The sequence below is a fragment of the Microvirga lenta genome, assembly GCF_020532555.1.
Taxonomy (GTDB): Bacteria; Pseudomonadota; Alphaproteobacteria; order Rhizobiales; family Beijerinckiaceae; genus Microvirga; species Microvirga lenta.
In genome coordinates, this window is the sequence record NZ_JAJBBR010000001.1 from 237,817 (window position 1) to 262,106 (window position 24,290).

Genomic DNA, 24,290 nt, shown 5'->3' on the forward strand with positions numbered 1-24,290 from the left:
GAGGCGAAAACCCGCTCTGTTCGCGCCTGACGAGCGGGCGCAAGCGCCCCCGCCCGCCCTGATATCACAGGCGGTCAGACGACGAAGAAGTCGTTTGCGGTGAGCTTGAGCTTCTTGGACAGCTTAGCGATCTCGACCGCCTTGCCGGCGCCCGATCCGTCGGCATCGTAATACAGGATGCCCTTCTTCTTGCTGTAGACGAGGTAGTCGTCCTTGCCCTTGGCCTTCTCCAGGCTGAAGAACTTCTTGTTCAGCTTGGCCGGTTTGCTCTCGCTGCCCTTCTTGCCCAGCTTCTTGAACACCTTGTTGTCGAGCCAGATCGTGTCGTCGGCCACGGAGAAGTCGGTGATCTTGTCGAGGTTCTTCTTGCTCGGCTTGGTGTCGAACACGAACACGTCCTTGCCCGCTCCGCCCATGAGAACGTCCTTGCCGGACTTGCCGTACAGCTTGTCGTGCCCGGCACCGCCACTGAGCCTGTCGGCCTTCTTGGTGCCGACCAGGACCAGGTTGTCCGGCAACAGCGGGCCTCCTGGAGCGTCACCACCTCCTGGAGCGTCACCACCTCCTGGAGCATCGACAACGACCGGCCCCGTGCTGTCGGAGAACTGGAATGTTTCGACCCCGGAGACGGTATCCCGCCCATCCCCGTTGGCACGTTTATCCAGAACAGTGAACGAGCGGTCCTGGTTTTTGGAGATGGTGTAGTCTGCGCGCCTGCCGCTGAAGACGGCTATATCCTGATCGCCCGCCCCGCCATCGAGGAGGTCGTCGCCAGCACCGCCCGTGATGAGATCGTCGCCACCATTGCCAAGCAAGCGGTCGCGACCGCTTGCGCCATTGAGAGTATCGCCCCACTGGGTCCCGCTATAGTGATCGTCTGCATTATCTCCCGACAGGATGACCCCCGAGGTCCGCGGATCATAGGCTTGATAATGAACCTGCCCTTCAGGGAGGCTCCACTTGACCAGGTAGCGTCCATCGTTGAGGGTTAGGATCGATGAAAGACCTTCGTTAAGGCCGTTCGTATCGTCATTGATCATTTCAGGCGCTGAAACAACGGCGCCGCTGGCAGAGTAGGTTGCAAGATAGATATCGGAGTCTTCTCCGCCCACACTACCCGCAGTAAAGGAAAGTGCAAATCCTCCGTCGAGTAACGGCTTAATATCTAAATCCCCACTCGCGACATTTGCAGCCTGGTAGAGAGTGATTGCTTCACCTATGGCGCCCCCTTCCGGGCTATAGATGCGAGCCTTGAGGGCATTGCCATCGCCAAGCCCATCCCGCCAAGCGACTACGAAATTGCCGTTCGCAAGGGCCACCACTTTTGCTTGGCCGACGCTGCCAGGGTCGGTCACGCTTATCTGGACATCTTGACCGTTTGATTTGCGCAGAAGGGCGTCGATACGAGACTCAGTTGCGTTCGCGGACGGCGACCAAACCAAAACGTAACCGCCGCCCTTCAAGCCCGCAACTTCGCAATCCGAATTGGTGACCATGGTGACCGCGGAACCAGCAGTACCATTGCTATCGAAGGCTCTGCTCTTTAAGCCAGTGCCGAGTTCAAGGTATGCTACGGCATAGCCGCCGTCGGCTAGGCCTGTCATGTCTTCAAGGTAAGAATTACTCGCAACGTCGATTGCGGCGCCTCCAGGGGTCCCGTCGGCATTGAAGATCTGGGCCGCACTTTCGAAAGCCTCCTCGCTATCCGTACCGTGAGTCATCGAAACCGCAAACCGGCCATTGGCCAAGGCTACAGCAGTCCCGCCAACATACCCGGCCTCAACAGATTTGATGAGGAAAGCCCCTCCAATCAAAGAACCGTCTGTATCCAGGAGCTGGCCATACAGCGACTTTCCCTCGTTGCTCTTCGAAAGCCTCAGGAACGTCCCATTGCTCAAGGCTGTGACTTGCGTGGGGGAAATGCTGCTGTTGGTCCACTCAAAGGAAACAGGATTCAAAGGCATAGGCCCCTCCGTAATTTGATACTATATAGCGTGTTATTTCCTCCCATTACTCCTGTCCATGCCCAAGTTTCCGCAAACCATAACCGCCCTTCCCTGACCGGATCCTAGACCAATCCCCAACTTCAGCTTAGACCGCCAAGCTCCTCCCCCATCCGGAGCCCCACATCATGCGCCTGTCGATCATCACATCCGCCGTCGTCGCGGCCCTGGTCGGGTTCGGCAGCACGATCGCGCTCATCATCGCCGCCGCCGATGCGGTGGGGGCCGATGCGGCGCAGACCTCGTCCTGGGTGGCGGCGTTGTGCCTGAGCATGGCGGCCACGAGCGGGTTCTTGAGCGTGCGCTACCGCATTCCCGTCGTCACCGCCTGGTCCACCCCTGGCGCGGCGCTGATCGGCGCCTCCAGCGGCATCTCCATCCATGCCGCCGTCGGGGCCTTCCTGCTGGCGGGCGGCCTCATCGTTCTCGCCGCCTCGGTCAAGCCGTTCGGCCGCCTGATCGAGCGCATTCCCTCCTCCATCGCCGCTGCGATGCTGGCGGGGGTCCTGATCCAGTTCGTCACCGCGGTCTTCGTGAGCGCCCAGGGAGCGCCGGGCCTGGTCCTGCCGCTCGTGGGCGTCTTCCTGCTGGTGCGGCTCGTGAATCCGGCAATGGCGGTTCTGGCCGTGCTCTTCGTCGGGCTCGCCATCGCCTTCGGCGGCGGGCTCGCGCAGCCCCTGCCCTCGGACCTATCCCTGTCGTCCCTGACCTTCATCGCTCCCGCCTGGGAGCCCGCGGTCCTGATCGGCCTCGGGGTGCCGCTCTTTCTCGTTACCATGGCGTCGCAGAACCTGCCCGGCTTCGCCGTCCTGCGCGCCTCGGGCTACACGCCGCCCTCGCGCCCGATCCTGGCCGTCACCGGCCTCGCGTCCGTGGTCAGCGCCTTCTTCGGCGCGCATACGAGCAACCTCGCGGCGATCTCGGCGGCGATCTGCACCGGCCCGGACACCCACCCCGATCCGGCCAAGCGCTGGCTCGTCGGGCCGTTCTACTCCCTCAGCTACCTGATCTTCGCCGCCTTCAGCGCCGCCCTGATCGGCCTCATCGCGGCGCTTCCGCCGGAGCTGATCAAGACCGTGGCCGGCCTTGCGCTGATGGGCGCCTTCGCGGGCGCGCTCGGATCGGCCCTCTCCGACGAGGGCAAGCGCTTTCCCGCCGTTCTGACGCTGGCCGTCACGGCCTCCGGCCTCACCCTCTTCGGCATCGGCTCCGCCTTCTGGGGCCTGGGGGCGGGGCTCGTCGCCCTTGCCCTCGACGCCGCGATCCTGCGCATCAGGCGGAGCTGATCTGGACGAAACCTCCCGTTAAGCTTAAAACATCGTTACACGAAGAATTGAACAACGCGAGGATGGGGGCTTCATGGCTTGGACACAGCACGCGGGGTGGTTCGCCGCCGCGCTGATGGCCGTCTCCCTGGGTGCATGCCAGGGGGCGTCCTTCAGCGGATCGCCGGAAGGCGTGCCGATCGCCCTCGAGAGCATCGACGGCGCCCCGCCTCCCGTGCGCACGGCCCTCATCGACGAGCTCAACACCGCCGCGTCCGACCGCAAGGTCGAACTCGTGGGGGCGAGCGCGGATGCCCGCTACCGGGTGCGGGGCTATCTCTCCACGGAAACGACCGGGGGCGAAACCAAGGTCGCCTATGTCTGGGACGTGTTCGATTCCCAGAAGCGCCGCGCCAAGCGCCTGGCGGGCTCGAGCCCGGCGCAGGTCTCCTCGGGCTCCCTGACCGACCTCGACAAGGAGACCCTCGCCAAGCTCGCCGGCGCCAGCATGGACGAGATCGCCGAATTCCTGAGCGCGTCCAAGGAAGAGGAGCCGTTCCAGACCGCCGATGCCTCCGCCGACGAGCCGGCGGTCGCGGCACAGTGACTGGGACGAGACTGAAAAAGCAGCACATCCGCCGCGCCACAAGTATTGTGACGGTTTCCTATCGCTGCTAAGACCCATGCGCCTTGCCGCGCAAGGGCAACAACGTCACGCGGCGGGCTCCATGGGTCACACTAGAAGAGCCAAAGTTGCTTTCATGAAGCTCGTCGCGGGAAATTCCAATCGTCCGCTGGCGGAGGCCATCTCCGCCTACCTCAACGTTCCGCTCGCCAAAGCCCAGGTGAAGCGCTTTGCGGACATGGAGGTGTTCGTCGAAATCCAGGAGAACGTGCGCGGCGAGGATGTGTTCATCATCCAGTCGACCTCGTTCCCCACGAACGACCACCTGATGGAACTGCTCATCATCACCGATGCGCTGCGCCGGGCCTCGGCCCGCCGCATCACGGCGGTGATCCCCTATTTCGGCTATGCCCGGCAGGATCGGAAGTCCGCATCGCGCGCGCCGATCTCGGCCAAGCTGGTGGCCAACCTCATCACCCATGCGGGCGTCGACCGCGTGCTGACGCTGGATCTCCATGCCGGCCAGATCCAGGGCTTCTTCGACATCCCGACCGACAACCTCTTCTCCGCGCCCATCCTCGCCCGCGACATCAAGGAGCGGCTCGACGGCGGCAACCGCATGGTGGTGTCGCCTGACGTGGGCGGCGTGGTGCGCGCCCGCGCCCTCGCCAAACGCATCGACGCCCAGCTCGCCATCGTGGACAAGCGCCGCGAGCGCCCGGGCGAGTCGGAGGTGATGAACATCATCGGCGACGTGGAAGGCCGGTCCTGCATCCTTGTCGACGATATCGTGGATTCGGGCGGCACCCTGGTGAACGCGGCCGAAGCCCTCCTGGCGAACGGCGCTAAGGAGGTCTACGCCTACATCACCCACGGGGTGCTCTCCGGCGGCGCGGTGGCCCGCATCGCCGGTTCCAAGCTCAAGGAGCTCGTCATCACCGACTCGATCATGCCGACCGAGGCCGTGAAGGTGGCTCACAACATCCGGGTCATCAGCATCGCCTCGCTCATGGGCGAAGCCATCGGCCGCACGGCGACGGAAAGCTCGGTCTCCAGCCTGTTCGACTGAGGACCCTCCTCCCCGCCGCCGAAACCGGCGGGGAAGCCCAATGCAACAGCTTTTGTTGCATTTCCCGCTCTCCTTCTCTATAAGCCGCCTCGCGCCCGCTCGACACCCTTGGAGGCACGGGCGCGAGCCTCATGGCCGCCCAACGGTTTCAGGACCTTGGCGGCCATCGGTTTTTACAAACGTATTTCAAAGGACCACGACCATGAGCGATATCAAGCAAATCAAGGCCGTGGCGCGCGACCGGGCCGGCAAGGGGGCCGCCCGGGCCGTTCGTCGCCAAGGCCAAGTTCCCGCCGTCATCTACGGCGCAGGCCAGCCGGCCCAGACGATCGCCCTCGACTTCAACCAGACCAAGCAGCTGATCTTCGCCGGTCACTTCCTCACCACGATCTTCGAGATCGACGTGGACGGCAAGAAGACCCGCGCGATCCCGCGCGACTACCAGCTCGATCCGGTCAAGGACTTCCCGCTCCACATCGACTTCCTGCGCCTCTCCGAGGGCCAGGCGATCAAGGTCGTGGTTCCGGTGCACGTGGTCGGCCAGGAGAAGTGCCCGGGCGTGAAGCGCGGCGGCACGCTCCAGATCGTCGAGCACTCGGTGGAACTCCTCGTCCCGTCCGACGCGATCCCCGACTACATCGAGGCTTCGGTCGAGGGTCTCGACATCGGTTCGTCGATCCACCTCGAGGACATCAAGCTGCCGAACGGCGCCAAGGCGACCTCCGCCGAGAACCTGACCCTCGTCACCGTCGTGGCCCCCACGGGCATGAAGGAAGACGCAGAGGCTTCGGCCGAGGGCGAGGCTGCGGCCACCGCCTGATCGGGCTCCACCGGGCGTCAAGCCCATTGATCGGCTTCGACGCTCCGACCGCAAGGCCGGAGCGTTTCTCATGAGAGAGCCAGCGAGTTCCCCCTGTCATGCGCCTCTTCGTCGGCCTCGGAAATCCCGGCCCCCGCTACGCCAAGAACCGCCACAATATCGGGTTCATGGCAGTGGACGAGATCGCACGCGCCCACAATGCCGGTCCCTGGCGGCGGCGCTTCCAGGGCGAGACGGCCGAGGCGACCATCGGCTCCGAAAAGGTCCTGCTCCTCAAGCCGCAGACCTATATGAACGAATCCGGACGGGCGGTGGCGGAAGCGCAGCGCTTCTTCAAGATCCCGCTCTCCGACGTGACGGTTTTCTACGACGAGCTCGACTTAGCCCCCGCCAAGGTGCGGGTGAAGGTCGGCGGCGGCAATGCGGGCCATAACGGCCTGCGCTCGATCACGGCCCATTGCGGCAACGATTACCGCCGCGTACGCCTCGGCATCGGCCATCCGGGCCACAAGCCCCTGGTCCAGAGCCATGTGCTCGGAGATTTTGCCAAGTCCGAGGAGGCCTGGGTCGACGACCTGTGCCGCATCCTCGCCGACAACGCCTCGCTTCTCGCCAAGGGCGAGGACGGGAGCTTCCAGAACAAGGTCCACCTCGCCATGGAGGCGAAGGGCTGGACGGACGTGAAACGGCCCGGCGAGAAGGCCGGCCAAAGCAACAGTAACGCCGGCTGAAGCCGGCCATGCAAGGAGTGAGGCCATGGGCTTCAAGATGGGCATCGTCGGCCTGCCGAACGTGGGCAAGTCCACCCTCTTCAACGCACTGACCCAGACGGCGGCCGCGCAGGCGGCGAACTATCCGTTCTGCACCATCGAGCCGAACGTGGGCGACGTAGCGGTGCCGGACAACCGGCTGGATGCGCTGGCCGGGATCGCCGGATCGGCCCAGATCATCCCGACCCGCCTCACCTTCGTGGACATCGCCGGCCTGGTGCGCGGCGCGTCCAAGGGCGAGGGGCTCGGCAACCAGTTCCTGGCCAATATCCGCGAGGTGGATGCCATCGCCCATGTGGTTCGCTGCTTCGAGGACACGGACATCACCCATGTCGAGGGCAAGATCGACCCCATCGCCGATATCGAGACCATCGAGACCGAGCTGATGCTGGCCGACCTCGACAGCCTGGAGAAGCGCGTCACCGCCCTCGAAAAGAAGGCCAAGGGCAACGACAAGGAGGCGAAGGAGACCCTCGACCTCGTCAATCGCTCCCTCGTGCTGCTGCGCGAGGGCAAGCCCGCCCGCATGGTCGAGCGCAAGCCCGAGGAAGAGCGCCTGTTCCAGATGCTGGGCCTCCTCTCCTCCAAGCCCGTCCTCTACGTGTGCAACGTCGAGGAGGCCTCGGCCGACCAGGGCAACGAGTTCTCGGCCAAGGTCTTCCAGCGCGCCAAGGAAGAAGGCGCGAAGGCGGTGGTCGTCTCGGCCAAGATCGAGAGCGAGATCGCCGTTCTCGACGCCGCCGAGCAGAAGGACTACCTCGACGCCATCGGCCTTGCCGAACCGGGCCTCAACCGCGTGATCCGCGCCGGTTACGAGCTTCTCGGCCTCATCACCTACTTCACGGTCGGCCCGAAGGAGGCCCGCGCCTGGACCATCACCAGGGGCACCCGCGCCCCGCAGGCGGCCGGCGTCATCCATACGGATTTCGAGAAGGGCTTCATCCGCGCCGAGACCATCGCCTATCCGGACTACGTCTCCCTGAAGGGCGAGGCGGGCGCCCGCGACGCGGGCAAGCTGCGGCTGGAAGGCAAGGAATACACCGTGCAGGACGGCGACGTGCTGCATTTCCGCTTCGCAAACTGACGGATTGCTGAACGACGGCTTGGCCGTGCGTTCAGTCGGGATGGTGCATCAATCCTGCATGGAGAACTGATCCATGCAGGATTCCTTCGAAGACATCGCCGGCACCCTCGGCACAGCCCTCGTCTCCCCCGGATTGGGGAGCGCGGAACTCATCCTCGCAGCGCTCGTCGCCTTCGCGTTTCTGATCGGCAGCGTCTATTCGCTGTTCGCCAAGGGCGATTCCGACCTGGAATGGTGGGAGCGGTAGCCGTCGCGCGGCCCAGCCTCACGACCTTCCCGCCGGGGCGAGATTCAGAGCCTTTGGGCCGATGCCCAGGCCGATCTGCAGGCTTTCGGCGATCCGCTGCGCCCGGTCGATGAAGAACGCCGCCACGTCCGGCTCGCAGACATCCCGCGCGGTCGCCTCGAACAGCTCGAGCCAGCGCCCGAACAGGTCCGGCGTGAGATCGAAGGCGGCATGGGCCACATGGGGCTTGCCGTGATACCGCCCGGTGCGGAGCGCGATCGAGGACCAGAAATCGACCATGATCCCCAGATGCTCGTCCCAGCGATGGGACAGGGCCTGTTTGAAGATCGGCCCCAGATCAGGATCCTGCAGGACCCGCCCATAGAATGTCTCGACGAGGCGACGGATCAGCGCCTCCGTGACGCCCCGGGCCGGCGCGATGATCGAAATGCTCCGGTTTGTCGCTGAATAGGCCAATGCCCCTCTCCTTTCCGACATGAAGAGACGGAAGCCTGCGCTCCCGTCCCCTTTTTCTATGTTGATGTTTGCCAGGCGCCCTTAGTGGTGGGGCGCCAATCCCTGTTGGGGCACCGTTGCCTGCGGCCCATGCGGATGTTCCTTGCTGTGGGAATGGGTGGTCATTTCCGCAGGCCGCTCGATCCCATATTCCGCCCCGTAGAAGGCTCCGTGCAGGCCCCAATAGCCGGAGACGAGCACGATGAGGGCGACCGCGAGACCGGCGGGAACGGAAGCGAAGCTGCCCATTCTCGGCAAGGTGCGCGGCAGCTTCACGAGGGCCGGAACCTTTACGCCCCGGGTCGGATCGGCCGCCACCAGGAAAAGGGCCGCCATGATGAGGGCATGGCCGACGAGGTCGATGCGTCCGAAGGGGTAGACCGCCGTGAAGAAGATCACGAGCAGGGCCACGGCCGAGAGGCGACGCACCAGCGGGGTCCAGAGCAGGCCGAAGCCCAGGGTGAATTCCGACACGCCCGCCATGGGGATGAACACGTCGCGGGGCATGCCGAAGGTCAGGAAGGGCTTCTCCTCGACGAGGGGGTAGAACCAGTTCGGATAGGCGAACTTCTCCAGGCTCGACCACATGAGGGCGATCGCGATGCCCCAGCGCAGGGCCAGGAAGCGGCGCTCGCGCCATTTCGGATCGTCCACGGAAGCGAGCACCAGATAGGCGGCGACGCCGACGCCGAGGGCGAGATAGTCGAGCAGGTGGAAGAAATCGTACTCCCGGAGCGCGACGATCCAGAGCGTGATGATGCCGGCGGCCGCGACGGGCATGGTCCGGCGCGAGAACACGCAGGCCGCGATCAGAAGCTGGGCCCACGAAATGAGCTCGGAATCCGTCTTGAGGTCAGGGGTGAGATAGATGCCGCCGACCGCGAAGATCGCGACGAAGAAGGCACCGATGGACGCCCGCATGAAATCGTCCGAGCGGCTCCAGAGGGGAGCGCTGACCCGATCGAGACCGCTCAGGACGGCCTGGCCGACCGCCTTGCGCTCGACCGCGAGGGTGGCCAGGAAGAAGGCCAGCACCAGGCCGATGCCGGTCCAGAACCACAGATTCGTCAGGGTCGCGCCGATCGGCTGCGGGGCGGCATCGACGATGTAGGGGGCGAACCACTTCACATGCGCCTGAGCCGGCAGCGACCAGGCAGCGCCGGCGCCGAGGGCCGCGAGACCGGCGGCAATGCGTCCGAAGCGGACGTTGGTTGTTCTTGGCTCACGCGGCTCGGAGCCGCTCATGGCGAGCACGGTTTGCATGATATCCTCGTGACTCTTACGACTTTCGTCTGACGGCGACGGGTATAGGCCCATCGGCACGGGGAGAAAATTCAGACCTTCCCCCTAAGGGAATTTCCTTAGCCCGCCACGGCTTAGCTGGTGCGGCGGCCTCGCGATGCCTCGAAGCCAGACCGTGGCCGGATCGTTCCTCCGCCTGAGGCGTTGAGCTTCACGTCATGCGTCTCCACCGCCGCCATCCCTGGGACCTCTCCCCCTCGCAGGCCATCGCCCTCCAGAAGGAAATGGCCGCCGAGGTGGACTCCACGCAGCCCATCGATCTCGATTCGGTCCGGCTGGTGGCGGGGGTCGATGTAAGCGTGAAGGACGAGCAGTCCCAGGCCGCGGTTGTCGTGGTGACCTATCCCGGCTTCCTGCCGGTCGAAACCGTCCTTGCCCGGCGTCAAACCCCGTTTCCCTATATTCCCGGGCTCCTGAGCTTCCGGGAGGGCCCGGTGCTGGAGGAGGCGTTCGACAAGCTCGAGGCCGAGCCGGACGTGTTTCTCTTCGACGGCATGGGGATCGCCCATCCCCGGCGCATCGGCATCGCGAGCCATATGGGCCTGTGGCTGCAGCGGCCCACCATCGGCTGCGGCAAGACCCTCCTGTGCGGGCGCTACAAGGACCTGGCCGAGGACAAGGGCGCCGCCGCGCCCCTCATCGACAAGGGGCAGACCATCGGCGTGGCGCTGCGCACCCGCAGCGCCAAGAACCCCATGTTCATCTCGCCCGGACATATGGCGGACATTCCCACCGCGGCGGAGCTGGTCCTGCGCTGCTCGCCGAAATATCGCTTGCCCGAGCCGATCCGCTTGGCGCACAACGCGGCTGGGCAGTTCGAACCCTGAGAACGAACGGCCCCTCGCCCTGCCTTCTCGCCTCAGATTCAAGTCCGATGCCCCACTTTGCTTTCGAAGATTTCGTTCCCGGCACCACCGAGGTTCTCGGCCCCGTCACGGTTTCGAAGGAGGATATCCTGGCCTTCGCGCGGGAATACGACCCGCAGCCCTTCCACGTGGACGAGATCGCCGCCCGGGACAGCTTCGTCGGCACGCTGATCGGCTCGGGCTGGCACACCGCCTGCATCAACATGCGCCTCCTGGCGGATGGGAGGATCCTCGATTCCACCTCCATGGGCTCGCCCGGCATCGACGAGCTGAAATGGCTGAAGCCGGTCCGGCCCGGCGATACCCTGCGCTCGCGCATGAATGTCGAGGAGAGCCGCCCCTCGAAGAGCCGGCCGTCCATCGGCCTCGTCCGGTTCCGGTTCGAGCTCATGAACCAGAACGACGAGACGGTCATGACCCAGGGCAACTGGATCATGTTCGGGCGGAGGGACGCGGAACCGGCCCCCGGCGCCGGGCGCAGCGCGCTCGCGGCGGCGGCATCGTCCCTTCCGGATTCCGCGCCTGCCATCGAGGCGCTCCCCATCACGGCCAACCCCTATCTCGAGGACATCGTCGCAGGCGACACGGTCGAGCTGGGCACCTACACCTTCGGCTCGGAGGAGATCATCCGCTTCGCAAGGCAGTTCGATCCGCAACGCTTCCATGTGGATCCCGTCGCCGCGAAGGACAGCCTGTTCGGCGATCTGTGCGCCTCGGGCTGGCACACGGCCGCCATCTGGATGAAGCTGATGATCGGCCATCGGGAGCGCGTGCGCGCCGATGCCCTCGCGAGGGGCGAGCGCCCCGCCCGACTGGGCCCCTCCCCGGGCTTCACGAACCTGAAATGGCTCAAGCCCGTATATGCGGACGACACGATCACCTATCGGTCCACCTTCACGGGCGCCCGCGCCTCCGCCTCGCGCCCCGGCTGGGGCATCGCCACCCATCACAACACGGGCGTGAACCAGCACGGAGAGGAGGTCTTCTCCTTCGACGGCGCGGTGTTCTGGGAGCGGCGGCCAGCTTAAGGCTCCAGGACTTTCTCCACGGTCCCGACCTTACGGGGGAGACCGAGCCTAATCGTCAAAGCCCGAATGCGGCGCTTCATGCCTCTTGCCAAGTCCTGCAAAGCGAGGGTGCGCTCCATTTCCGCGAGACGCCGGGCTTCGGCATAACTGGAAAATCCATCTGGGAATGGGGACATGGCTGCTTCCTCAGGAAAGGAATGGCGACCCCATGGTTGTATTGTTTCCGCAGAAAGAGATAATCGGGCTCCCCGGAACTTCTTTCGTGAAGAGGAAGCACAAATCATACCTCTCGGCGACATGTCGCTCTTTGTGTCCATCCTGGACCACGGTGGCTTCAGTGCCGCGGCGAAAGCACTTGGCCTCACTCCGTCGGCAGTCTCGAAAGCGGTCACACGATTGGAACAGCGCCTCAGTGTTCGCCTTCTCGAGCGCACGACGAGACGCATCGCCCCGACTCCGGAAGGGGCAGCTTACGCGGAAAGCTTGCGGCGCATTCTCGACGACCTCGATAAGGCAGAAGCGGCCGTTGTGGAGGGTCGCGGCCGTCCTCAGGGTCGTCTACGCGTGAATGCGAGCATCGCCTTCGTCGTTCATCAGCTGGCAGCGGCTCTCCCCGACTTCCATGCCTCCTTTCCCGATATCCGGCTCGATCTCACCCTCTCGGACCATGTCATCGATGTGATCGCGGAGGGTGTCGACGTCGCCGTCCGCATAGGAGCCGTCAAAGACGAAAGGTTGGGCTTTCGTCGTATCGCAGAGATCCGCAGAGTGATCTGCGCCTCGCCGGCTTACCTTGCGCAGCATGGAGCGCCTCTCGAACCGACCGATCTGGCGCACCATTCATGCATCAATGTAGCATCATCACCCCATCTGTCGCTGTGGCCTTTCCGGCGACAGGACGGGATCGAGATCGTCGAGACCCGCGGACCGCTCAATGTCGACAATGCAGAAGGCGTTCTTGCACTAGGCGTTGCCGGTCTTGGGATCATCCGGCTTGCGGATCTCGTGGTGGCGAATGCGATCAGGGAAGGCAGGCTCGTGCCGATCCTGACCGAAGTTCACCAGTCCGAGCCCGTACCGGTATCCCTTGTCTTTCCAGCGCTTCGACAGCGGCTTCCGCGCGTGAGGGCCTTCATCGACTTTATGGTCGCGCGCTTTGGCTCGTCTCCTTGGCGCCTCGACGACCTTCAGAGAGCAAGGTGACAGCGACCTCTACGGCCGCCCTGGATCAATGTCCCTCGAAGCTCACGAGGCTGCGCACCTCGACGCCGAGGTCGCGCAGCTTCTGGGCGCCGCCCAGATCGGGCAGGTCGATGATGAAGCAGGCGGCCACGATGTTGGCGCCCATCTGGCGCAGGAGCTGGCTCGCCGCAACGGCGGTGCCGCCGGTGGCGATGAGGTCGTCCACCAGGATGACGCGCTCCTCCTGGCCGATGGCGTCCGTGTGGATCTCCATCTCGTCGACGCCGTATTCCAGCGAATAGGCGATCCGAACGGTCTCGTGGGGCAGCTTGCCCTTCTTGCGGATCGGCACGAAGCCCGCCGAGAGCTGATGGGCCACCGCGCCCCCGAGGATGAAGCCGCGCGCCTCGATTCCCGCGACCTTGTCCACCCTTCCGCCCGCGAAGGGATGAACGAGCTCGTCCACCGAACGCCGGAAGGCCCGCGCGTCTCCCAGCAGGGTCGTGATGTCGCGAAAGACGATGCCGGGCTTCGGGTAGTCCGGGATCGAGCGGATTGCCGCTTTCAGATCGGTGAGGAGACGCTGGTCCATCGATAAACTCGGGTTCTAGGAAGGCTTATCCTATCGGCAGGGCGGCTGGCGCGCCACTCTCGGCCTCAGGCTTTCAGAATACGGCCCGCCACCGCATCGAGCTTCTTCAGAAGCTCGGGATCGCGAGCGGACGGCGCCGTCATGATCGCGCCGTCGAGGGCGCGGTCCGAGCGGTGGGGACAGGGGTAGCGCTCGAGCGGAAAATCCCGGGCGACGCGGGCAATGAGCCCGGCCACTCTCTTGGCGTTCTGCTGGGCGACGGCAACGACGGCGGCCACGTCCACGTCGTCGTGCTCCGGGTGCCAGCAATCGTAGTCGGTGACCATGGCGATGGTCGCGTAGGTGATTTCGGCCTCGCGGGCGAGCTTGGCCTCCGGCATGGCGGTCATGCCGATCACGTCGTAGCCGTGGCTCTGGTAGGTGAGCGACTCGGCATAGGTGGAGAATTGCGGCCCCTCGATGCAGACATAGGTCCCTCCGAGGCTGAAGGGGATGTCCTCCGCGACCGCCGCGTCGGCGATCCGCTGCTGCAGGCCCGGGCCGACCGGATGGGCCATGGGCACATGGGTGACGCAGCCCTTGCCGAAGAAGGAGCTTTCGCGCCGGAAGGTACGGTCCACGAACTGGTCCACGAGCACGAAGAAACCCGGATAGTACTCGACCTTGAAGGAGCCGCAGGCCGAGACGGAGATCAGGTCGGTCACGCCGGCCCGCTTCATCGCATCGATATTGGCCCGGTAATTGATGTCGGAGGGCGAATACCGGTGGCCGCGCCCGTGTCGGGCCAGGAACACCACCTCGGTCGAGCCGATCCGCCCGATCCGCAGCGCGTCCGAAGGCTCGCCCCACGGAGACGCGATGCGCTCCTCGCGCACATCCTCCAGCCCCGGCAGATCGTAGACGCCCGAACCGCCGATGATGCCCAGCACTGCTTTCGTCATGTGACCTCAGATGTCGCCGCCGCGGAGCCGACTCGGCTCCCGGACCGGGGAAGAGATAGCAGCCCGGTCAGCCAAGCGAAACCGACGCGAGTTCTTCGCCGACCAGGCAGGGAAAGAGCGTCTCGCGGAAGATCTTGAGGCGCTCGATCCGAACCGGGAGGGCAACCGGCACCGCCTCGATCCGCTGCACCACCGCGGCGGGTACGGGACTCGGATCGGAGAACCGGGCAAGAGTGGTGTGGACGAGGTCGTAGTGCCGGTGCTCGTGCCCGGGAGGCGGCGGAAGCGTCGCGAGGATCCTGTCCCGGATGCGCCCGATCAAGCCGCTTTCCTCTCTGGCTACGGCGATGACGCCGACCGGCATGACCTTGAGCTCGAAGAAATCCAGCACGAGCGGACCGGCGCCGGAGCCGAGCTCCTCGACGAGCCGGCGGGCAGGCTCGGCGATCGTGCTCCAATAGGCCTCCTTGTCGAAGCCGTCGGTCGTCGGCACGAGGGGATAGACGGTGACGTGGAATGCGTGGGGCGGCGCCTCGTGGAAGGCACGGGGCCAATGGGCGATGGCCGCCTGCTGGAGAGCATGGAGCTTCTCCTGCGCATCGGGCGCGAGCTGCGGCTGCACGTGGATGGCGAGGCACGGCTTCCCGTACAGGGTATCGACGATCGGAAGGAGAGGATTCAAGTGCGCTCCGCTGCTCAACCCGGGACGCGGGTCCCGCTCCATGCGTCTTGCCGCGAAGGCCCCGAAAAGAAAAGGCCCCGGTTTCCGGGGCCTTTGGACTTTTACGGATTGTGCGTCATGGGCGGGGTCGCGTGACCCTCGACCTCGCCGCCGACCCGGGCCCAGATCTTCTTCTTGGTGAAGTAGAGCAGGACCGACAGGACGATGAGGAACAGCATCACCTGGAAGCCGAGGCGCTTGCGGGCCTCGAGGTGCGGTTCGGCCGTCCACATCAGGAACGCCGTGAGGTCGCGGGCGTACTGGTCCACCGTCTCGGGCGCCTGCGGCTGGCCATTGGCATCTTTCGGATACTCGACCTGGCCGTCGCTGACCGGCTTGGGCATGGCGATGATATGGCCGGGGAAATATGCGTTGTAGTGGCCACCCTCCGGCACCTGGAAACCGGCCGGCGGTTCCGTGTAGCCGTTGAGCAGGGCGACGAGGTAGTCGGCGCCGTTCTCCGAATACTGGCGGAACACGTCGGTGATGAACCACGGGAACCCGCGCTCGTAGGTGCGCGCCTTCGGCATCAGGGACAGATCCGGCGGAGCCTTGCCGCCGTTTGCCGCCGCGGCCGCATTCTCGTTCGGGAACGGGCTCGGGAAGCGGTCGGCCGGGCGACCGGGACGCTCGAACATGTCGCCGGCCTCGTTCGGGCCGTCCTGGATCTGGTACTCCGCCGCCAGGGCACGGACCTGGGCCTCGGAGAATTCCGGACCGCCGGGCTGCGACAGGTTGCGGAAGGCGACGTAGCTCAGGCCGTGGCAGGAGGCGCAGACCTCCCGGTAGACCTTGAAGCCGCGCTGGAGCTGGGCCCGGTCGAAGGTGCCGAAGGGGCCCTGGAACGACCAGCTCAGCTGCGGCGGGACCGGGGTCTCGCCGGCGGCATAGGCGGGTGCCGAGAGGCCGAGAAGGGCAGCGGCGATGAGAAGGGTACGCTTCATCATGATATTGTTCCTCAACGCTCGCATCAGCCCTTGGACTGCGGCTCGGCATTGGCGCCGGCCGGCATGCCCGCGCCACCCTTCTGCACGCCCATCACGGATTCGAGGATCGAGTTCGGCAGCGGCAGCGGACGCTCCACGAAGCCGAGCACCGGCAGGATGACCAGGAAGTGGATGAAGTAGTAGGCGGTGGCGATCTGCGACACGATCACGTACCAGCCCTCCGCAGGCTTCGCGCCCAGCCAGCCGAGCAGGATGCAGACGGCGACGAAGACCCAGAAGAACTGCTTGTAGAGCGGACGGTAGGCGGTCGAGCGAACCTTCGACGTATCGAGCCACGGCATCAGGAACCACACCAGAATGGCCGAGAACATCGCGATGACGCCGCCGAGCTTGTCCGGAATGGCGCGCAGGATCGCGTAGAACGGCAGGAAGTACCATTCGGGCACGATGTGGGCCGGAGTCACGGCCGGATTGGCCGGGATGTAGTTGTCCGCGTGGCCGAGGTAGTTCGGGATGTAGAACACCCAGTACGCGAAGAAGATCATGAACACGACGACGGCGAAGATGTCCTTGATCGTCGCGTAAGGCGTGAAGGGAACCGCGTCCTTGCCCGACTTGATCGGAATGCCGGTCGGGTTGTTCTGGCCCGGCACGTGCAGCGCCCAGACGTGGAGGATGACCACGCCGAAGATCATGAAGGGCAGCAGGTAGTGCAGGGAGAAGAAGCGGTTCAAGGTCGGGTTGCCTACCGAGTAGCCGCCCCAGAGGAAGCTCACGATGGTCTCGCCCACGACCGGGAGCGCCGAGAAGAGGTTGGTGATGACGGTGGCGCCCCAGAAGCTCATCTGCCCCCAGGGAAGCACATAGCCCATGAAGGCCGTGGCCATCATCAGGATGAAGATGATGACGCCGAGGATGTAGAGGACCTCGCGCGGCGCCTTGTAGGACCCGTAATAGAAGTTACGGAAGATGTGGATGTAGACGGCCACGAAGAACATCGAGGCGCCGTTGGCGTGCAGATAGCGGATCAGCCAGCCGTAGTTCACGTCGCGCATGATGTGCTCGACGGACTGGAACGCCAACGCGGCATTCGGCGTGTAGTACATCGCCAGGAAGACGCCGGTCACGATCTGCGCGACGAGCATGAACACCAGGATCGCGCCGAACGTCCAGAAATACGTCAGGTTCCGCGGCACCGGGAACGCGATGAAGGACGAGTGGACGAGGCTGGCGATCGGCAGACGGCTTTCGAACCATTTACCGAAGGAGCTCTTGGGGACGTAGGTTGTGGAATACTGACTCATGGATATCGCCTGATCGCAGTGACCGTCGCGTAAAGGTTACGCCGTAGCTTCTTCTTGACCGATGATGATCTTCGTATCGCTCACGAAAGCGTAGGGCGGGATCGGCAGGTTGATCGGCGCCGGGCCGCCGCGGACGCGGCCGGAGGTGTCGAAGACCGAGCCATGGCACGGGCAGAACCAGCCGTTGTATTCGCCCTGGTTGCCGAGAGGCACGCAGCCGAGATGGGTGCAGTTGCCGTACACGACCAGCCACTGGGCATGATCGGGCTTCACGCGGGCCGAGTCGGGCTGCGGATCGCGCAGAGAGGCGAGGTTCACGTCCTCCGCGGCCTTGATCTCCTCAGGCGTCCGGTTCCGGACGAAGATGAGCTTGCCGCGCCAGAAGACCTTGACGATCTGCCCGGCCGCGATGGGGGACAGGTCGACCTCGACCGGCGCGCCGGCAGCCACCGTCGCCGCATCGGGCGCCAGGGACTGGATGAAAGGCCATACCAGGGTTGCGCCGCCGACGGCAGCAGCTGCGCCCGTTGCGATGAAAAGGAAATCGCGTCGTGTCGGCTCAGCAACGTGAGTGGTGGTCTCGGCCACTTGGCTCTCCAGCATTCGTCAAAAAACGAGAACCGCGCGTCTCTGATGCCGGCAACCCGGACACCGGCGCGATGCTTTGAATTGAACAAGCATATGCGCCAACGCGCGCGCAATGCGACTGGGCGTCGCCGCGCGCAGGCTCTTTGGCACGGCCAAGCCCGCCTGTCCATAGCCGGATTGGAGATGTTCCAGCCTGAAGGGATCAGTTTGCCGCCGTTTTCTCGGCTCCGAGGAAGCCTCCGGACTGGCGCCGCCAGAGCCGTGCATAGAGTCCGCCGCGCCGCAGGAGCTCCGCGTGGCTGCCCTCCTCCACGATGCGCCCCTGGTCGATGACGATGAGCCGGTCCAGGGCCGCGATGGTGGACAGCCGGTGGGCGATGGCGATGACCGTCTTGCCCGCCATGAGGGTCGAGAGCGATTCCTGGATGGCGCCCTCCACCTCGGAATCCAGGGCCGAGGTGGCCTCGTCCAGCACGAGAATGGGGGCATCCTTCAGGATCACCCGAGCGATGGCGATGCGCTGGCGCTGCCCGCCGGAGAGCTTCACGCCCCGCTCGCCCACATGGGCGTCGTATCCGCGCCGGCCCCGGTGGTCCTCCAGCTCCATGATGAAGTCGTGGGCATGGGCCAGCCGCGCCGCCTGCTCGATCTCCCGCTCCCGGGCATCGGGCCGGCCATAGGCGATGTTGTCGCGGATCGACCGGTGCAGCAGGGAGGTGTCCTGGGTCACCATGGCGATGGAGGCCCGCAGGGAATCCTGTCTGACCCGGGCGATGTCCTGCCCGTCGATCAGGATCCGCCCGCTCTCCAGATCGTGGAGGCGCAGGAGGAGCGAGGTGATCGTGGTCTTGCCGGCGCCGCTCGTGCCCACGAGGCCGACCTTCTCCCCGGCGCGGATCGTGAGGCTCAGGTCCTCGATGACCCCGTCCTCCCGGCCGTAATGGAACGACACGTGGTCGAAGCGCACCTCCCCCTGCGTCACTTCGAGCTGCGGCGCGTCCGGCGCATCCACGATGCCGTGGGGGCGGGCGATGGTCTCCATGCTCTCCTGAACGACCCCGATATTCTCGAAGACATCGCGGACCGTGTGCATGACCCAGCCCGACATGGCGAGGATGCGCATGACGAGGGCAAGCCCGGCCGCCGTCTCGCCGCTGGTCATGAGCCCCCGGCTCCAGAGGGAAACCGCCAGCCCCCCGGTCGCCACGAGCAGCGCGCTGTTCATGAAGGCGAGAATGCCTGCCACGCCCGTGTTGAGGCGCAGGGAATCGAGGAAGGCCTTGGTGTTGGAGGCCAGGGCCTCGCTGACGGCCGAGCGCTCTTCCGCCGCGCGGGCGAAGAGCTTGACGGTAAGGATATTGGTGTAGCTGTCGACCACCCGCCCCACGAGGGCCGAGCGGGTATTGGCCACGGCCAGGGAGCGGACTTTCGCGCGGGGCACGAAATAATACAGCAGAGCCATGTAGCCGAGGATCCAGAGCCCCATGGGAAGGGCGAGCCACGGGCTCACGCTCGAAAACACACCGAGAGCCGTCAAGGCGAAGATCGCCACGTAGAGCAGGGTGTCGAGAACCGTGACCGCGATGGACCGGATCGCCCCGCCCGCCTGCATGATCCGGTTGGAGAGCCGTCCGGCGAAGTCAGCCTGGAAATAGCCCAGGGCGTGGCCGAGCGTGTAGACGTGGGTCCGCCAGCGGATCATGTTGGTGGTCTGCGGCACGATGATCTGGTTCGACACCAGGCCGTGCACGAAATGCAGGACGGGCCTCACCAGGAGGATCGCGGCGCCCACCAGCAGGAGGGTGTTTCCGTGGTCGGACCAGATCCGCTCGGGGCTCGACCGGGTCAGGAGGTCGACCAGCCAGCCGATCAAAAGATAGAGAGACGCCTCGAACAGCCCGACGAGCAGGGCGATCACGAAGAGCAGGACGAACCAGAAGCGGACAGGCTTCAGGTAGGACCAGGCGAACCGGCCGACCGTGTTCGGAGGCGTCCTGCTCTCGTCGAACGGGGCGAAAGGATCGATCTGCTTTTCAAACCAGTGAAACATCCCGATCCCCGATTCCTGACTCCCGGCCCTTGCTTTAACACGACGGCCGGCGAAGCGTTCACTTGACGTGAGGGCGCCCTGCCCCGATGACGCTTCCATGCCCCGCCTTGCCATCTACCAGCCCGACATCGCGCAGAACACCGGCACCATGGTGCGCCTGGCCGCCTGCCTCGGCGTGCCGGTCGAGATCATCGAGCCGGCCGGGTTCGACGTGTCGGACCGGAACCTGCGCCGCTCCGGCATGGATTATCTCGAGCGCGCCGCGATCACGCGCCACATCTCGTGGCGGACCTTCGAGGCCTGGCGTCGGGAGGCCGGGGGCCGGCTGATCCTTGCCACGACGAAAGGCGCCGTGCCCTATACCGCCCTTGCCTACGAGCCCGGAGACATCATTCTCGTCGGACGGGAATCCGCCGGCGTCCCCGACGAGGTGCACGGCGCGGCCGATGCCCGGGTCGTGATTCCCATGCAGCCGGGCCTGCGCTCGCTGAACGTCGCCGTCACCGCCGCCATGATCCTCGGGGAAGCCTTGCGTCAGACCCATTCGTTTCCCCATCCCGCCATTCCAGACAACCGAAGCGACCCCACATGACCGACAAAGCCGCCATCGAGCACCTTCAAACCGAAGCCCCCGCCTGGTTCGTGTCCCTGCGGGACCGGATCTGCGCCGCCTTCGAGGCGCTGGAGGACGAGGTGTCGGCGCCCCTCCCGCCGGAGGCGTCGGAGCCCGGGCGCTTCGAGCGCAAGCCCTGGGAGCGCAGGGACCATAACGGCAATCCCGGCGGCGGGGGCGTCATGTCGATGATGCGCGGGCGCGTCTTCGAGAAGGTGGGCGTGCATGTCTCGACCGTGCACGGCGAGTTCGCGCCGGAATTCCGCGGCCAAATCCCCGGCTCGGACCAGGACCCGCGCTTCTGGGCGTCCGGCATCTCCCTCATCGCCCATCCCTGGAACCCCAACGTGCCGACCGTACACATGAACACCCGCTTCGTCGTGACCACGAAGCCGTGGTTCGGCGGCGGCGCGGATCTCACGCCCGTCCTGGACCGGCGCCGCACCCAGGACGATCCCGACACCCTGGCCTTCCACGCAGCGTTCAAGGAGGCCTGCGACCGGCACGGCCCGGCCGCGGATTACGCGAAATACAAGGCCTGGTGCGACGAGTACTTCTTCCTGAAGCACCGCAACGAGCCCCGCGGCATCGGCGGCATCTTCTACGATTATCACTGGACCGGCGACGCGGACGCGGATCTCGCCTTCACCCGGGAGGTGGGCGAGGCCTTCCTGAAGATCTATCCGGAGATCGTCCGGCGCAACGCGGGCACCCCCTGGACGGAAGCCGACAGGGTCGAGCAGCAGGTGCGGCGCGGACGCTACGTGGAGTTCAACCTGCTCTACGACCGGGGCACGATCTTCGGCCTGAAGACCGGCGGCAACATCGAGTCGATCCTCTCGTCCATGCCGCCGACCGTGCGCTGGCCGTAACGCTCAGCCCTGGGCCTCGGCCTGCTCCAGGATCCGCCGGAGCAGGTCCTTGGCGTAGGCCCCATCCGTCCTGCAGCCCTCCGCCAGCCACGCCTGGCGGGCTTGCGACATCAGTTCGCCCACCCTCGGCCCCTTCTCGATGCCGCCCGCGACGAGATCGGCACCCCGCAGCGGAAAGACCGGCACCGGCTCGGCTCCGCTGCGGAAGCTCTTCAGCGCCTCCCAGGCATCCCGCTGCACGACGGGCAGGGGCTCCCCCGCGGTCGCGATCAGCACAGGCGCGACGGTCTCAGTCCCATGTTCCGCGACGAGGCGGCGGATGGCCGCGGCGTCCAGCGGCAGGGGCCTCGTCTTCAGCAGGGCGACGAGTCTGCCGTAGCTCGCGAGCCTGCGATGCTCCTCGTTGGAAAGGCGCAGCCGCTCCCGCAGCCGGTCGGCATCCTCCTCCGTCAGGACCGCCAGGGCCGCCAGGCGCCAGATGGAGACCGGCCCGCCGTCATCGGTCGCCGCGATCCTGCCGAAGCGCCCGAACTCCGCAACTCCCGCCAGGATCCAGGTCAGGAAGCCGTGATCGGCGAGGACGCGGACCGTGTCCTCGGCCCGGCGCGCCGCCAGCAGCTTCATGAGTTCGTGCCTGATCCTCTCGCGGGAGAGGATCGTCAGCCCCTGCCTCTCGGCCCCTGATGCCGCAAGCCCCTCCGCATCCGGCTCGCCCTGGGCGTATTCCGCATGGAAGCGGAAGAAGCGCAGGATGCGCAGGTAGTCCTCGCGGATACGCTTGTGCGCATCGCCGATGAAGCGCACGCGCCGGGCGGCGAGGTCGGCGGCGCCGTTCGTATAATCGTGCAGACGCCCGTCGAGGCCGAGCGACAGGGCGTTGATGGTGAAGTCCCGCCGCTTCGCGTCGGTCTCGAAATCGCGACCGAAGCGAACGACCGCGTGGCGCCCGTCCGTTTCCACATCCTCCCGCAGGGTCGTCACCTCGAAGGGCTCGCCCTCGACGATCACCGTGATCGTGCCGTGTTCGATCCCCGTCGGCACCGGCTTGAAGCCGGCCGCTGCGGCGAGCTTCGCCATGAGGTCGGGCGTCGCCGTCGTGGCGCAGTCCACTTCCGTGACGGGACGCCCCAGAAGCGCGTTGCGCACGGCGCCGCCGACGATGCGCGTTTCCTCCTCGCCGGTGTTGAAGGCTTCGAGAAGGCGGCGCAGCGGGGCCCGCCGAAGAAGGTCTTTCAGGGCATCCTGATGGAGCGATGGGATCACTTGAACTGCCCCGGAACGATGCGCCCGTTCTCGACATGGCTCGGCACATAGGCGCCCGTCTGCCGATCGGCGAACAGACCTGCCGAGAAAAGGGAGATCACCACGAAGGTCAAGCCGGCGATGATGAGCCACACCGACTGGTCGCTCCAGGAGGACCATACCAGCGGATTGCGGCGGCGGATCATGAGATAGACGGCATAAGCGACGAAAGGCAGGAGAAACAGCACCAGTTCCTGAAGAATCGCTCGCGTCATGAAGTATAGAGCCTTTCGTACAGATTGCGGATGATCCCCGCCGTTACCCCCCAGATGTAGCGCCCCTCGTAGGGAATTGCATAGTAGCGGCGCTGGCGCCCCTGCCACTCCCGGGCATGGAGCTCGTGATGGGCGGGATTCATCAGGAAGCCCAGAGGCACCTCGAAGGTATCGGCCACCTCGTGCGGATTGAGGCTGAGCCGGTAGGACGGCGTCACCTTCGCGACGAGAGGCATGACGAGATAGTTCGTGGTGGAGAGATAGGGGTCGAGGAAACCCAGCGGAGCGATGAAGCGGCTCTCGAGGCCGATTTCCTCCTGGGCCTCGCGATAGGCCGCGGCTGCGACGGAAGCGTCCGTCGGGTCGACACGCCCCCCGGGAAAGGCGATCTGTCCCGAGTGCTGGCGCAGATTGGCGGCCCTTTCCGTGAACAGCAGCGTCGGCTCCTGGCGCATCACCACAGGGACGAGCACGGCCGCCGCCTTGGGGTTCAGAGGATGGACCAGGGGAATGCCGTCGAGCGAGTGGTCGCCCCTCGGATTGGCGAGCGCGTCCGTCGCGTCGGGCGGCTCCGGCCGCAGGCGCTCGGCCGCCAGGCTGAGGAAATCCGCCGCATCGAGCTCCGTGGCCGCCATCAGGAGGCGCTCAGTTCGGAGGCGGGCGCGATGGGAAAGAACGCGTCCTTCACGTGCACGCCGAAGAGCGCCTCGCCGTCCCGCGTCTCCTCCTCTCCCAGGGCGATCAGGTCCAGGGCGAGCGCCCGCGTCGCCCGCGCCCACAGATCGCCTCGGATCAGCACGTAGGGCCTGACGCCGCCGCCCGCATCCCGCTCGAAACGCAGGGGGTGATCGGGCCCCGCCTGCACCACGTCGTCCACGTTGGTGCGGAAGGCGATCTGCCGGCCGCGCCCCTCCCCTTCGACCGCCATTTCCACCGCCAGGAACGGCACGTCCTCCACCACGATCCCCACCCGCTCCACCGGGGTGACGAGGACGTAGCGCTCCGGATCCTTGCGGAGCACGGTCGAGAACAGCCGCACGAGAGCCGGGCGGTTGATGGGGGTGCCCATGTAGAACCAGGTGCCGTCGGCGGCGATGCGCATGTCGATCTCGCCGCAATAGGCCGGGTTCCAGCGCTCGACCGGGGGAGGCCCCTTGCGGCCGGCATCGGGACCGAGCGCCTCGACGAGGCGGGCCAGGGCGCTTCCTGGAGGAGGGGCTGAGGGATCGGTCATGACATAAGCGTGAACAATAAAAAGGTTTTCGAGGATCGACGAACGGCCGTCATTCGCTACTTCCTAGAGCATAGTGTCACGAAACACACCGTCCAGCTCGCCACTCCCTCAAGCTGCGTCGCATCGACCCGCTTGCATATGGATGTCGACCGAAG

General features: G+C 65.6%; 26 protein-coding genes. 12 read left to right on the forward strand and 14 right to left on the reverse strand.

From position 1 onward, the window contains the following. Positions 1 to 74 precede the first annotated feature (74 nt). Entirely contained in the window at positions 75 to 1,964 is a 1,890-nt protein-coding gene (locus tag LGR44_RS01315; protein WP_226736398.1) for a calcium-binding protein, read from the reverse strand. A 167-nt stretch (positions 1,965 to 2,131) separates the two neighbouring features. Here LGR44_RS01315 and LGR44_RS01320 point away from each other — a divergent pair, with 167 nt between their 5' ends. The 7 genes from LGR44_RS01320 (at position 2,132) to LGR44_RS01350 (ending at position 7,883) form a co-directional block, all read left to right on the forward strand. Further along, a complete protein-coding gene (locus tag LGR44_RS01320) occupies positions 2,132 to 3,289 on the forward strand; it encodes a benzoate/H(+) symporter BenE family transporter (RefSeq protein ID WP_226736400.1) in 1,158 nt (385 codons plus the stop codon). A gap of 73 nt (positions 3,290 to 3,362) precedes the next feature. Further along, positions 3,363 to 3,875, forward strand: a complete 513-nt coding sequence (locus LGR44_RS01325) for a hypothetical protein (RefSeq protein WP_226736402.1) — start codon at positions 3,363 to 3,365, stop codon at positions 3,873 to 3,875. 154 nt (positions 3,876 to 4,029) lie between these two features. Continuing rightward, on the forward strand, positions 4,030 to 4,962 hold the full coding sequence (locus LGR44_RS01330) for a ribose-phosphate pyrophosphokinase (RefSeq protein ID WP_226736404.1): 933 nt from the start codon (positions 4,030 to 4,032) through the stop codon (positions 4,960 to 4,962). Between the two features lie 202 nt (positions 4,963 to 5,164). After that, positions 5,165 to 5,782, forward strand: a complete 618-nt coding sequence (locus tag LGR44_RS01335; RefSeq protein ID WP_226736406.1) for a 50S ribosomal protein L25/general stress protein Ctc — start codon at positions 5,165 to 5,167, stop codon at positions 5,780 to 5,782. 98 nt (positions 5,783 to 5,880) lie between these two features. Then, a complete protein-coding gene (gene pth / locus LGR44_RS01340; RefSeq protein WP_226736408.1) occupies positions 5,881 to 6,513 on the forward strand; it encodes an aminoacyl-tRNA hydrolase in 633 nt (210 codons plus the stop codon). 25 nt (positions 6,514 to 6,538) lie between these two features. Beyond that, positions 6,539 to 7,636, forward strand: coding sequence for a redox-regulated ATPase YchF (ychF, locus tag LGR44_RS01345; protein ID WP_226736411.1), 1,098 nt, complete (start codon positions 6,539 to 6,541; stop codon positions 7,634 to 7,636). A 73-nt stretch (positions 7,637 to 7,709) separates the two neighbouring features. Next, a complete protein-coding gene (locus LGR44_RS01350; protein ID WP_226736413.1) occupies positions 7,710 to 7,883 on the forward strand; it encodes a hypothetical protein in 174 nt (57 codons plus the stop codon). Positions 7,884 to 7,901: 18 nt separating this feature from the next. On the opposite strand, the gene LGR44_RS01355 is transcribed toward LGR44_RS01350, so the two are convergent. Then, positions 7,902 to 8,339 carry a group III truncated hemoglobin gene (locus LGR44_RS01355; protein WP_226736415.1) on the reverse strand — a complete coding sequence of 146 codons (438 nt, stop codon included), beginning with the start codon at positions 8,337 to 8,339 and terminating at the stop codon, positions 7,902 to 7,904. Between the two features lie 81 nt (positions 8,340 to 8,420). Continuing rightward, positions 8,421 to 9,641 (reverse strand): hypothetical protein, encoded by a 1,221-nt coding sequence (locus LGR44_RS01360; protein ID WP_226736418.1) that lies wholly within the window; start codon positions 9,639 to 9,641, stop codon positions 8,421 to 8,423. A 197-nt stretch (positions 9,642 to 9,838) separates the two neighbouring features. Here LGR44_RS01360 and nfi point away from each other — a divergent pair, with 197 nt between their 5' ends. The 3 genes from nfi (at position 9,839) to LGR44_RS01375 (ending at position 12,777) form a co-directional block, all read left to right on the forward strand. Continuing rightward, positions 9,839 to 10,507: a deoxyribonuclease V gene (gene nfi, locus LGR44_RS01365; protein WP_226736421.1), complete on the forward strand. Its 669-nt coding sequence runs from the start codon at positions 9,839 to 9,841 to the stop codon at positions 10,505 to 10,507. Positions 10,508 to 10,554: 47 nt separating this feature from the next. Beyond that, positions 10,555 to 11,574, forward strand: a complete 1,020-nt coding sequence (locus tag LGR44_RS01370) for a MaoC family dehydratase (protein WP_226736423.1) — start codon at positions 10,555 to 10,557, stop codon at positions 11,572 to 11,574. A gap of 174 nt (positions 11,575 to 11,748) precedes the next feature. Continuing rightward, positions 11,749 to 12,777 (forward strand): LysR family transcriptional regulator, encoded by a 1,029-nt coding sequence (locus tag LGR44_RS01375; protein WP_226736425.1) that lies wholly within the window; start codon positions 11,749 to 11,751, stop codon positions 12,775 to 12,777. Positions 12,778 to 12,802: 25 nt separating this feature from the next. On the opposite strand, the gene LGR44_RS01380 is transcribed toward LGR44_RS01375, so the two are convergent. The 7 genes from LGR44_RS01380 to LGR44_RS01410 all read right to left on the reverse strand — a co-directional run bounded on the left by LGR44_RS01380 (position 12,803) and on the right by LGR44_RS01410 (position 19,899). Further along, positions 12,803 to 13,348: an adenine phosphoribosyltransferase gene (locus LGR44_RS01380; RefSeq protein WP_226736427.1), complete on the reverse strand. Its 546-nt coding sequence runs from the start codon at positions 13,346 to 13,348 to the stop codon at positions 12,803 to 12,805. A 65-nt stretch (positions 13,349 to 13,413) separates the two neighbouring features. After that, positions 13,414 to 14,289, reverse strand: coding sequence for an S-methyl-5'-thioadenosine phosphorylase (locus LGR44_RS01385; protein WP_226736429.1), 876 nt, complete (start codon positions 14,287 to 14,289; stop codon positions 13,414 to 13,416). A gap of 67 nt (positions 14,290 to 14,356) precedes the next feature. Next, positions 14,357 to 14,971 carry an enolase-like domain-containing protein gene (locus tag LGR44_RS01390; protein ID WP_226736431.1) on the reverse strand — a complete coding sequence of 205 codons (615 nt, stop codon included), beginning with the start codon at positions 14,969 to 14,971 and terminating at the stop codon, positions 14,357 to 14,359. A gap of 101 nt (positions 14,972 to 15,072) precedes the next feature. Continuing rightward, entirely contained in the window at positions 15,073 to 15,957 is an 885-nt protein-coding gene (locus LGR44_RS01395; RefSeq protein WP_226736432.1) for a cytochrome c1, read from the reverse strand. 23 nt (positions 15,958 to 15,980) lie between these two features. Further along, positions 15,981 to 17,261 (reverse strand): cytochrome b, encoded by a 1,281-nt coding sequence (locus LGR44_RS01400; protein ID WP_226736434.1) that lies wholly within the window; start codon positions 17,259 to 17,261, stop codon positions 15,981 to 15,983. A 36-nt stretch (positions 17,262 to 17,297) separates the two neighbouring features. After that, positions 17,298 to 17,864 carry a ubiquinol-cytochrome c reductase iron-sulfur subunit gene (gene petA / locus LGR44_RS01405; RefSeq protein ID WP_377033288.1) on the reverse strand — a complete coding sequence of 189 codons (567 nt, stop codon included), beginning with the start codon at positions 17,862 to 17,864 and terminating at the stop codon, positions 17,298 to 17,300. A gap of 187 nt (positions 17,865 to 18,051) precedes the next feature. Then, the gene (locus LGR44_RS01410) at positions 18,052 to 19,899 is read right to left on the reverse strand and encodes an ABC transporter ATP-binding protein (protein WP_226736438.1); all 1,848 of its coding nucleotides are present in this window, start codon (positions 19,897 to 19,899) and stop codon (positions 18,052 to 18,054) included. 97 nt (positions 19,900 to 19,996) lie between these two features. On the opposite strand from LGR44_RS01410, the gene LGR44_RS01415 reads away from it, so the two are divergent. Both LGR44_RS01415 and hemF read left to right on the forward strand, forming a co-directional pair. Next, the gene (locus LGR44_RS01415; protein WP_226736440.1) at positions 19,997 to 20,491 is read left to right on the forward strand and encodes a tRNA (cytidine(34)-2'-O)-methyltransferase; all 495 of its coding nucleotides are present in this window, start codon (positions 19,997 to 19,999) and stop codon (positions 20,489 to 20,491) included. Further along, positions 20,488 to 21,384, forward strand: coding sequence for an oxygen-dependent coproporphyrinogen oxidase (gene hemF / locus LGR44_RS01420; protein ID WP_226736442.1), 897 nt, complete (start codon positions 20,488 to 20,490; stop codon positions 21,382 to 21,384). Before LGR44_RS01415 ends, hemF begins: the two co-directional genes overlap by 4 nt. 3 nt (positions 21,385 to 21,387) lie before the next feature. Here the strand turns inward: hemF and LGR44_RS01425 are convergent, their stop codons facing one another. From LGR44_RS01425 to LGR44_RS01440, 4 genes are read right to left on the reverse strand one after another with little or no spacing between them, the layout of a single operon-like run. Continuing rightward, the gene (locus tag LGR44_RS01425) at positions 21,388 to 22,647 is read right to left on the reverse strand and encodes a CCA tRNA nucleotidyltransferase (protein ID WP_226736444.1); all 1,260 of its coding nucleotides are present in this window, start codon (positions 22,645 to 22,647) and stop codon (positions 21,388 to 21,390) included. Further along, complete coding sequence (locus LGR44_RS01430; protein WP_226736446.1) at positions 22,644 to 22,901, reverse strand: DUF6111 family protein; 258 nt, start codon at positions 22,899 to 22,901, stop codon at positions 22,644 to 22,646. The genes LGR44_RS01425 and LGR44_RS01430 overlap by 4 nt, the downstream gene beginning before the upstream one ends. Further along, positions 22,898 to 23,536, reverse strand: a complete 639-nt coding sequence (locus LGR44_RS01435; RefSeq protein WP_226736448.1) for a CoA pyrophosphatase — start codon at positions 23,534 to 23,536, stop codon at positions 22,898 to 22,900. Before LGR44_RS01435 ends, LGR44_RS01430 begins: the two co-directional genes overlap by 4 nt. Further along, entirely contained in the window at positions 23,536 to 24,135 is a 600-nt protein-coding gene (locus LGR44_RS01440; protein WP_226736450.1) for a DUF1285 domain-containing protein, read from the reverse strand. The genes LGR44_RS01435 and LGR44_RS01440 overlap by 1 nt, the downstream gene beginning before the upstream one ends. Between the last annotated feature and the right edge of the window lie 155 nt (positions 24,136 to 24,290).

Bases quoted from the DNA above. Each gene is read 5' to 3' on its own strand.
- LGR44_RS01315 (WP_226736398.1), bottom strand. From the start codon at position 1,964: ATGCCTTTGAATCCTGTTTCCTTTGAGTGGACCAACAGCAGCATTTCC.
- LGR44_RS01320 (WP_226736400.1), top strand. From the start codon at position 2,132: ATGCGCCTGTCGATCATCACATCCGCCGTCGTCGCGGCCCTGGTCGGG.
- LGR44_RS01325 (WP_226736402.1), top strand. From the start codon at position 3,363: ATGGCTTGGACACAGCACGCGGGGTGGTTCGCCGCCGCGCTGATGGCC.
- LGR44_RS01330 (WP_226736404.1), top strand. From the start codon at position 4,030: ATGAAGCTCGTCGCGGGAAATTCCAATCGTCCGCTGGCGGAGGCCATC.
- LGR44_RS01335 (WP_226736406.1), top strand. From the start codon at position 5,165: ATGAGCGATATCAAGCAAATCAAGGCCGTGGCGCGCGACCGGGCCGGC.
- pth (WP_226736408.1), top strand. From the start codon at position 5,881: ATGCGCCTCTTCGTCGGCCTCGGAAATCCCGGCCCCCGCTACGCCAAG.
- ychF (WP_226736411.1), top strand. From the start codon at position 6,539: ATGGGCTTCAAGATGGGCATCGTCGGCCTGCCGAACGTGGGCAAGTCC.
- LGR44_RS01350 (WP_226736413.1), top strand. From the start codon at position 7,710: ATGCAGGATTCCTTCGAAGACATCGCCGGCACCCTCGGCACAGCCCTC.
- LGR44_RS01360 (WP_226736418.1), bottom strand. From the start codon at position 9,641: ATGCAAACCGTGCTCGCCATGAGCGGCTCCGAGCCGCGTGAGCCAAGA.
- nfi (WP_226736421.1), top strand. From the start codon at position 9,839: ATGCGTCTCCACCGCCGCCATCCCTGGGACCTCTCCCCCTCGCAGGCC.
- LGR44_RS01370 (WP_226736423.1), top strand. From the start codon at position 10,555: ATGCCCCACTTTGCTTTCGAAGATTTCGTTCCCGGCACCACCGAGGTT.
- LGR44_RS01375 (WP_226736425.1), top strand. From the start codon at position 11,749: ATGGCTGCTTCCTCAGGAAAGGAATGGCGACCCCATGGTTGTATTGTT.
- LGR44_RS01380 (WP_226736427.1), bottom strand. From the start codon at position 13,348: ATGGACCAGCGTCTCCTCACCGATCTGAAAGCGGCAATCCGCTCGATC.
- LGR44_RS01385 (WP_226736429.1), bottom strand. From the start codon at position 14,289: ATGACGAAAGCAGTGCTGGGCATCATCGGCGGTTCGGGCGTCTACGAT.
- LGR44_RS01395 (WP_226736432.1), bottom strand. From the start codon at position 15,957: ATGATGAAGCGTACCCTTCTCATCGCCGCTGCCCTTCTCGGCCTCTCG.
- LGR44_RS01400 (WP_226736434.1), bottom strand. From the start codon at position 17,261: ATGAGTCAGTATTCCACAACCTACGTCCCCAAGAGCTCCTTCGGTAAA.
- petA (WP_377033288.1), bottom strand. From the start codon at position 17,864: ATGCTGGAGAGCCAAGTGGCCGAGACCACCACTCACGTTGCTGAGCCG.
- LGR44_RS01410 (WP_226736438.1), bottom strand. From the start codon at position 19,899: ATGTTTCACTGGTTTGAAAAGCAGATCGATCCTTTCGCCCCGTTCGAC.
- LGR44_RS01415 (WP_226736440.1), top strand. From the start codon at position 19,997: ATGCCCCGCCTTGCCATCTACCAGCCCGACATCGCGCAGAACACCGGC.
- hemF (WP_226736442.1), top strand. From the start codon at position 20,488: ATGACCGACAAAGCCGCCATCGAGCACCTTCAAACCGAAGCCCCCGCC.
- LGR44_RS01430 (WP_226736446.1), bottom strand. From the start codon at position 22,901: ATGACGCGAGCGATTCTTCAGGAACTGGTGCTGTTTCTCCTGCCTTTC.
- LGR44_RS01435 (WP_226736448.1), bottom strand. From the start codon at position 23,536: ATGGCGGCCACGGAGCTCGATGCGGCGGATTTCCTCAGCCTGGCGGCC.
- LGR44_RS01440 (WP_226736450.1), bottom strand. From the start codon at position 24,135: ATGACCGATCCCTCAGCCCCTCCTCCAGGAAGCGCCCTGGCCCGCCTC.